General features: G+C 76.0%; 5 protein-coding genes and 2 pseudogenes. 2 read left to right on the forward strand and 5 right to left on the reverse strand.

Annotated elements, in window-relative coordinates:
- Positions 1-33 precede the first annotated feature (33 nt).
- On the reverse strand, positions 34-939 hold the full coding sequence (locus ACLIYP_RS08285; protein WP_412712484.1) for a LysR family transcriptional regulator: 906 nt from the start codon (positions 937-939) through the stop codon (positions 34-36).
- Between the two features lie 73 nt (positions 940-1,012).
- On the opposite strand from ACLIYP_RS08285, the gene ACLIYP_RS08290 reads away from it, so the two are divergent.
- A complete protein-coding gene (locus ACLIYP_RS08290; RefSeq protein ID WP_412712485.1) occupies positions 1,013-2,023 on the forward strand; it encodes a DMT family transporter in 1,011 nt (336 codons plus the stop codon).
- 13 nt (positions 2,024-2,036) lie between these two features.
- On the opposite strand, the gene ACLIYP_RS08295 is transcribed toward ACLIYP_RS08290, so the two are convergent.
- Positions 2,037-3,377 (reverse strand): aminotransferase class I/II-fold pyridoxal phosphate-dependent enzyme, encoded by a 1,341-nt coding sequence (locus tag ACLIYP_RS08295; protein ID WP_412712486.1) that lies wholly within the window; start codon positions 3,375-3,377, stop codon positions 2,037-2,039.
- Between the two features lie 80 nt (positions 3,378-3,457).
- On the opposite strand from ACLIYP_RS08295, the gene ACLIYP_RS08300 reads away from it, so the two are divergent.
- Positions 3,458-4,138, forward strand: coding sequence for a pyridoxamine 5'-phosphate oxidase family protein (locus ACLIYP_RS08300; protein ID WP_412712487.1), 681 nt, complete (start codon positions 3,458-3,460; stop codon positions 4,136-4,138).
- A 106-nt stretch (positions 4,139-4,244) separates the two neighbouring features.
- Here ACLIYP_RS08300 and ACLIYP_RS08305 read toward each other — a convergent pair whose 3' ends face one another.
- The 3 genes and pseudogenes from ACLIYP_RS08305 to ACLIYP_RS08315 form a co-directional block, all read right to left on the reverse strand.
- Complete coding sequence (locus ACLIYP_RS08305; protein ID WP_412712488.1) at positions 4,245-5,252, reverse strand: DMT family transporter; 1,008 nt, start codon at positions 5,250-5,252, stop codon at positions 4,245-4,247.
- A 243-nt stretch (positions 5,253-5,495) separates the two neighbouring features.
- Positions 5,496-6,579 (reverse strand): annotated as a pseudogene (locus ACLIYP_RS08310) (EamA family transporter).
- 31 nt (positions 6,580-6,610) lie between these two features.
- Positions 6,611-6,921 (reverse strand): annotated as a pseudogene (locus ACLIYP_RS08315) (hypothetical protein); the annotation flags it as partial.

A 6,921-nucleotide genomic window follows, 5' to 3' on the forward strand; every position in this document is an offset into this window, starting at 1 on the left:
TCCGGGAGGACGCCTGAACGGGCGGCCCCCGCGTCAGCCGCCGATGCCGTCCGCGGCCGTGCGCAGCGCCTCCACCGCCGCCCGGATGGACGGCCTGCGGTCGGCGTCCTCCCGCCAGACCGCGTAGACGTGCCGCTTCATCGGGTGCCGGACCGGGGCGACGGCCACCCCCTTGGGCAGCGGTCCGCGGCCGAGGCGGGGGGCGACGGCGACCCCGAGTCCGGCGCCGACCAGGGCGAGCTGGGTGTGGTGCTCCCCGGCCGTGTGGCACAGTCTGGGCTCGATGCCCTGGCCGCGCAGGGTGAACAGCAGCCAGTCGTGGCAGAACTCGCCCCCGGGCCAGGAGATCCACTCGTCGTCCGCGAAGTCCGCCAGTTCCACCCACTCGGCCCCGGCACGGGGATGGGCGGCGGGCATCGCCACATCGGCGGGGTCGTCCAGGAGCGGCTCCTTGGCCAGTCCGCCGGGCAGGGACAGGGGGCGGTTGTGCCAGTCCAGGACGACCGCGAGGTCGATGTCCCCGCGCACCAGTGCCCGCACCGACTCCTCGGGCTCCATCTCCCGCATCCGGGCCCGCAGTCGGGGGTGGTCGGCGCGCAGCACGGCCAGGGCGACCGGGAACAGCCCCCGGGCGGCGGTGGGGAAGGCGCCGAGCAGCAGTTCGCCGACGGCCCGGCCGCGGTGCGCCTCCAGTTCGGCCTCGGCGAGCTCGAGTTGGGACAGGATGCGCCGGGCGTGCTCGGCGAGCAGGCGGCCGGCGTCGGTGAGCCGGACGCCGCGGCCGTTCCTGGCGAGCAGTTGCTGACCGGTCTCGCGCTCCAGTTTGGCCATCTGCTGGGAGACGGCCGAGGTGGTGACGTGCAGTGCCTCTGCCGCGCCGCTCACCGAGCCGTGGCGGGCGACCGCATGGAGGATGCGCAGCCGGTCCAGATTCAACATGTAAGCGATGCTAAGGGGTTCACTCCAGGATTTCTCGCTTGTCCTTAATCGTTGAAGGAGCGATCGTTGACGCATGTCCGCCTCCGCCCGCGTCGGTGCCGTGCCGGCTCCCGACCCCTCCGGTTCCACGGGTCCGTCCGCCGTCCCGGCCACCCCGACCGCCCCGACCACTCCGGCCCCTTCGGCGGCCCGTCGCCCGACCTCGGTCGACTGGCGCGTCCGCTTCGCCGCCCTCAGCCTGATCTGGGGCTTCAGCTTCCTGCTGATCAAGGTCGGCACCCACGGCTTCGCCCCGCTCCAGGTCACCCTCGGGCGTCTGGTGTTCGGCACGGCAGTCCTGGGTGCGGTGCTGCTGGCGCGGCGCGAACGGCTGCCGCGGGGTGTACGCACCTGGGGGCACCTGGCGGTCGCGGCGTTCCTGCTGAACGCCCTGCCGTTCACCCTCTTCTCCTACGCCGAGCTGACCATCTCCTCCACCCTGGCGGGCATCTGCAACGCCACCACCCCGCTGTGGGGCATGCTGCTCTCCCTGGTCGCCCTCTCCGACGACCGGCCCACCAGGCGCCGGATCGCCGGGCTCGGCATCGGTTTCGCGGGCGTCCTGACCGTACTCGGCGCCTGGCAGGGCTTCGGCGGGCAGGACCCCGCCGGCACGGCCATGGCGCTGGTCGCCGCGCTCAGCTACGCGGTCGGCTGGGTGTACGTGCGCCGCACGCTGGCGGGCGCCGAGGGCTCCAACGTGGCGATGGCCGGCTCCCAGCTCCTGCTCGGCACTCTCCAACTGGCGCTGGTCACGCCCTTGTTCACCTCCTTCCCGGCCTCGTTCCCCGTCGGTCCGCTGCTGGCGGTCGCGGCGCTGGGCGCGCTGGGCACCGGGGTCGCCTTCCTCCTGCAGTACGGGCTGGTGGCGGAGGTGGGGCCGACCACGGCCACTTTGGTGACGTACTTCATCCCCGTGATCGCCACGGCGGCCGGAGTGGCGCTGCTGGACGAGCAACTGGCCTGGAGCACCCCCGTCGGCGCGCTGATCGTGCTCGTCGGCGCCGCCCTCACACAGAGCCGGACGCGGAGCGCGCGGCCGTGACAGGCGGTACGGTTCACCCGTACCGCCGCGCCTCGCCGGGCCGGATCGCCGCCGCCACCGCGTCGGCGACCGGCCCGGCCTCGTCCTCGGAGAGGGTCGAGACGGTCAGCCGGACGCCGGGCGGCGAGTCGATCCGGAAGCGGGCCCCGGGGGCGACGGCCCAGCCGGCCCGCAGCAGCCGGGCGACCGCGCCGGTCTCGTCGGGCACCGGCACCCACACGTTCATCCCGCTGCGTCCGTGCGCCTCCACCCCGCGCGCGGCCAGCGCCTCGATCAGCGCGGTGCGGCGGCGGCCGTAGGAGCCGGCCACCTCGGCGGGGTCGACCGCCCGGCTCTCCCACAGGGCGGTGACGGTGTGCTGGAGCAGATGGCTGACCCAGCCGGGCCCCAGCCGCTGCCGTCCGCGCACCCGGTCGACGGTGACGGCGTCGCCGGTCAGCACGGCCAGCCGCAGGTCGGGGCCGTACGCCTTGGCGGTGGAGCGCACCAGCGCCCAGTGGCCGGCCGGGCCGCGCTCGCCCGCCAGCGGGTGCAGGGGCAGATCGACGATGCCGTGTCCGTGGTCGTCCTCGATCAGCAGCACCCGGGGGTGTCCGGCAAGGACGCGGCGCAGTTCGCGGGCGCGCGGCGCGGAGACCGCGGCGCCGGTCGGGTTCTGGGCCCGGTCGGTGACGACCAGGGCCCGCGCACCCTGCCGCAGCGCCCGTTCGACCGCCTCGGGCAGCGGGCCGTCGTCGTCCAGTGCCACCGGGAGTGTCCGCAGGCCCAGCGCCGGGACGAGGTCCAGCAGGCTCCCCCATCCGGGGTCCTCCACGGCGACCGCGTCGCCGGGCTTCAAATGGGCTGCCAGCACCCGTTCGATGGCGTCCAGCGATCCGGAGGCGGCGGCGACGGGGCCCGGTGGCACCGCGTCCGCGTCGAAGGCCGCCCGTGCCAGCCGGACCAGGTCGTCGGTGAGCCCGGGGGCGCCGTAGAGCGTCGGTTGCCGCTCGTGGCGCCGTGCGGCGGCGGCGAGCGCGGCGTCCAGCGAGGGCAGCAGCGCCGGGTCCGGGTTGCCCTTGGAGATGTCGCGCGCGCCCTCGGGCGCCTCGACGCCGATCGCCTCGCGGGCGGTGGTGGCCGGGCGCGGGCGCACCCGGCTGCCGCGCCGTCCGGCCGTCTCGATCACCCCGCGCTCGCGCAGGGTGCGGTAGGCGGCGGCGACCGTGTTGGGGTTCACGCCCAGCTCCGCCGCCAGTTCCCGCATGGGGGGCAGCGGCCGCCCCGGCTCCAACTCCCCCGAGCCGACGCCTCGTTCCACGCTGGCGGCGATTTCGGCGGCGCGCCGCCCTTCGATCCGATATCCTCCTAGCACAAAGCACAGTATGCACTAGTGCAATAAGAGGAAGCAAGTCGGCGAGCCCGGCCGCCACGCATGAGAGGGAGTCGGCAACCATGTCCACCAACGCCCCCGGGGGCGCGTACGCCCCGACCGAGCGCACCGTTCCCACCCGCGGCCGCAAGCGCGCGGCGTACGACCGCGACCTGGTGCACGCGATACTCGACGACGGCTGCCTGTGCCACCTCGGTTTCGTCCGCGACGGCGCGCCGGTCGTCCTGCCGACGCTCTACGCCCGGGTCGGCGAGCGCCTGTACGTCCACGGTTCCACCGGCTCCCGGCCGCTGCGGGCGGCGGGCTCCTCCGAGGCGGGACTGCCCGTCTGTCTGACGGTGACGCATCTGGACGCACTGGTGCTGGCCCGCTCCGCCTTCCACCACTCGGTCAACTACCGCTCGGTCGTGGTGCACGGAACCGCGCACCGGGTGGAGGACCCGGCCGAGCGGGCCATCGCCCTCGACGCCATCGTCGACCAGGCCGTCCCCGGGCGCTCGGCCGACTCGCGCCCGGCGGACGCGCGGGAACTGGCCGCCACCGCCGTCATGGCCCTGGACCTCGAGGAGGTCTCGGCGAAGGTCCGCACCGGCGGCCCGAACGACGAGCCGGAGGACCTCTCCCTCCCCCACTGGAGCGGTGTGGTGCCGGTGCGGAGGGCCTACGGCGCTCCCGTGCCTGCCGAGGACATGGCTCCGGGCGCCGCCGTGCCCGGCTACCTCGCCGCGCTCGCCACGCTCTGACGGGCGAGCCGGCAAGGCCCGAGCGGGTGCCGGCGGGGCGGGCGCGGGCAAAGAGACCGCCCACGCCCGCCCCGCCTTTCACGCCCCGCCTTTCACGCCCCGGCGCTCACGCCCCGGCTCCGCCGCCGACGCCCCCGGTCCCCCCGACGCCCGCGGCCGCCGTACGGCGTGCCCCGGCGGCCAGCCGCGCCTCGGCGATCGCCAGCCCCGTCACGGCGGCGAGCAGCAGCGCGGTGCCCACGACGGTCGCCGCGGTCAGCCGCTCGCCCAGCAGCACGACGGCGATCACGGCGGCGCTCACCGGCTCGATGAGCATGATCACCGAGGCGGTCGCCGACCGTACGACCGCCGCCCCCGCGAAGTACAGCGCGTACGCCAGCGCCGTGGGCACGGCGGCGGTGTACGCCAGCAGGAGCAGCACCCGCAGCGGGTCCTCGGCGGTGTGCGGCAGCAGTCCCTCGGCCAGCCCCAGCGGCAGCAGGCACACCGCGCCGACGCCGAACGCCCAGGTGGTGGTGGAGTACGGGTCGCCGCCCGCACCCTTGCGGCCCATCCACCGGGTCAGCAGGGTGACGGCGGCGTAGCCGGAGGCGGACAGCAGCGCGAGGCCGACGCCCAGCGGCCGCACCGTCGTCTCGTCGCCCCCCAGGCACAGCACCGTCAGGCCGGCCAGCGCGCCGACCACGGCCGCCAGACCGCCGCGCCCCAGCCGCTCGCCCATCGTCAGCCGGGCGCCGATCGCGATGAGCACGGGACCGGCGCCGAGGGTGACGACCGTGCCGACGGCGAGTCCGGTGGCCTGGACCGCGGCGAAGTAGGCGGTCTGGAAGAGCGTCAGACCCAGCCCGGTGGCCACGATCCGGCCCACCCGGCGGCGCCGCGGCCCCGGCGCGGCCGGGGCAGCGCGACCGGAGCGCCCGGGCCGGCCCGGGCGGGTTGTGCGGCGCAGGGGGAGGAACGCCAGCAGCAGGGCGATCCCGCCGACGTAGCGCCAGAAGGACAGGGCGATCGGCCCCAGGTCGCTGGCGCGGTACAGCAGGGCGGCCGCGGCTCCGGCGGTGCCCCAGGCGACTCCGGCGACGATCAGGTAGAGCAGCCCGCGCCCGACGGACAGGCCGTCGGCGGGCGCGGAACCGTATGCGGAATCATTGCTTCCGCCGGTGGGTGCGGCGGTGGACAGGGCGGAAGTGGGTTTCGACACGTGTGAGTTCTCCGCGTACGTCGGGAAGCTGTCATGTGGTCCCGTACGCGGGCAGCGATGACCTGCGCGGTGGCGTCAGCGCCCCGGCGCGGTACTCCTCGGCAGCCCGCCCTAGGCGGCGGGCGGGGGCAGTACGGTCAAATGCATGCCCGCACCCTACGGTGCGGGCGCCTCACCCGACAACCGCTCCCCTGCGCGCCCTCCCCCGCCCGGGGCCCCTCCGGCGGCTCCCTCCGCCGTCCGCCGCACGGCCGGTGCCGCGCCGCCCTCCGCGACCGGCGCGGCGGACGGCGCCGCGGGAGTGGCGCGCTGCGCGACGAACGCGCCCGCCAGCACCGCCGAACAGCTGGACCGCCGACAGCCTCTCGTCCAGCAGCACCCAGGCCAGCACGGTGGCCACCACCGCCTCCAGACAGGCCACCACCCCCGCCACCTGCGGCGAGAGCCTGCGCACCGACACCACCCCGGTCAGGTAGGCGGCCACGGTGGCCACCAGCACGATCCAGCCCAGCAGTACGGCCGCGGGCACCTGGACGCCGGCACCGGACGACCAGACTCCCGCCAGTTCGGCCCGCCCGCCCAGCACCGACCACTCCATCCGCCAGGGCCGGGCGACGGCCGTGAGCACCAGCGCGCCGATGAGCAGCCCGTAGGCGATGACCCCCAGGGGATCGGGCGCCCCTCCCTCCTCCGGGTCGCCGGTCCCGTGGTCGGACAGGACGAAGTACCCCACCTGGCAGCAGGCGGCTCCCAGCGCCAGCAGCAACCCCCAGACGTCGAAGCCGAGCCCGGCCCAGATCTCCACCACGCACGCCAGGCCGCCGACCGCGAGCACCACCCCGGCGCCCGCCGCCCGGCTCACCGGGCGGCGCTGGACGAAGCGCACCCAGCCCAGCACCAGCGCGGGCGCGAGGTACTCCACCAGCAGGGCGACTCCCACCGGGATGCGGGAGATGGCCGCGAAGTAGCACGCCTGCACGCCCGCGACGGCCAGCAGCCCGAAGCCGGCCAGCAGTGCCGGGCGCCGCCGCAGCAGGCCCCGGTGGCGCCAGGCCAGCGGCAGCAGCACCACGGCGGCGCCCGCGACTCTGAGCCAGGTGACGTGCAGCGGGTCGAGCCCGGCGTTGATCAGCGGCTTGGCCGCCGGACCGGAGCCGCCGAAGGCGACGGCGGAGACGAGGGCGAGGGTGAGGCCGGTGCTCGTCCTCGAAGGAGCGGGCGGGGATGTCGGGGCATGCACCGGCCCATCATGGCAGCACCCGACAGGAGTGTCATCGACTGTGCCCCTGACAGAGCCGCGGGGGACGGACTACGGCGATCCGCGCGGCCGCTCCCACGGGGCCGGAGGCGGTATCGGGGTCGGGATCGGGGTCGGGGCCGGGTACGCGGGAGGAGGCCGCGGGGACGGGACCGGGGACGGCGCCCGCGCGGCGCAGCACCTCCACCGCCCGGCAGCACGGATCGGCCAGCAGCGCGTCCAGCAGGTCCGTGCCCTCCACCCGTACGCCGCCCCGCGCCCGCGCCCGCCGGAGCGCGCCCTCCAGGGCCGCCTCCGCGGCCGGGGAGCAGCCGGGAGCACCGG

The organism is Streptomyces nanhaiensis (genome assembly GCF_046614825.1).
Lineage (GTDB): Bacteria > Actinomycetota > Actinomycetes > Streptomycetales > Streptomycetaceae > Streptomyces > Streptomyces radiopugnans.

Coding starts and splice junctions, on each gene's coding strand:
- ACLIYP_RS08290 (WP_412712485.1), top strand. CDS start 1,013: ATGTCCGCCTCCGCCCGCGTCGGTGCCGTGCCGGCTCCCGACCCCTCC.
- ACLIYP_RS08300 (WP_412712487.1), top strand. CDS start 3,458: ATGTCCACCAACGCCCCCGGGGGCGCGTACGCCCCGACCGAGCGCACC.
- ACLIYP_RS08285 (WP_412712484.1), bottom strand. CDS start 939: ATGTTGAATCTGGACCGGCTGCGCATCCTCCATGCGGTCGCCCGCCAC.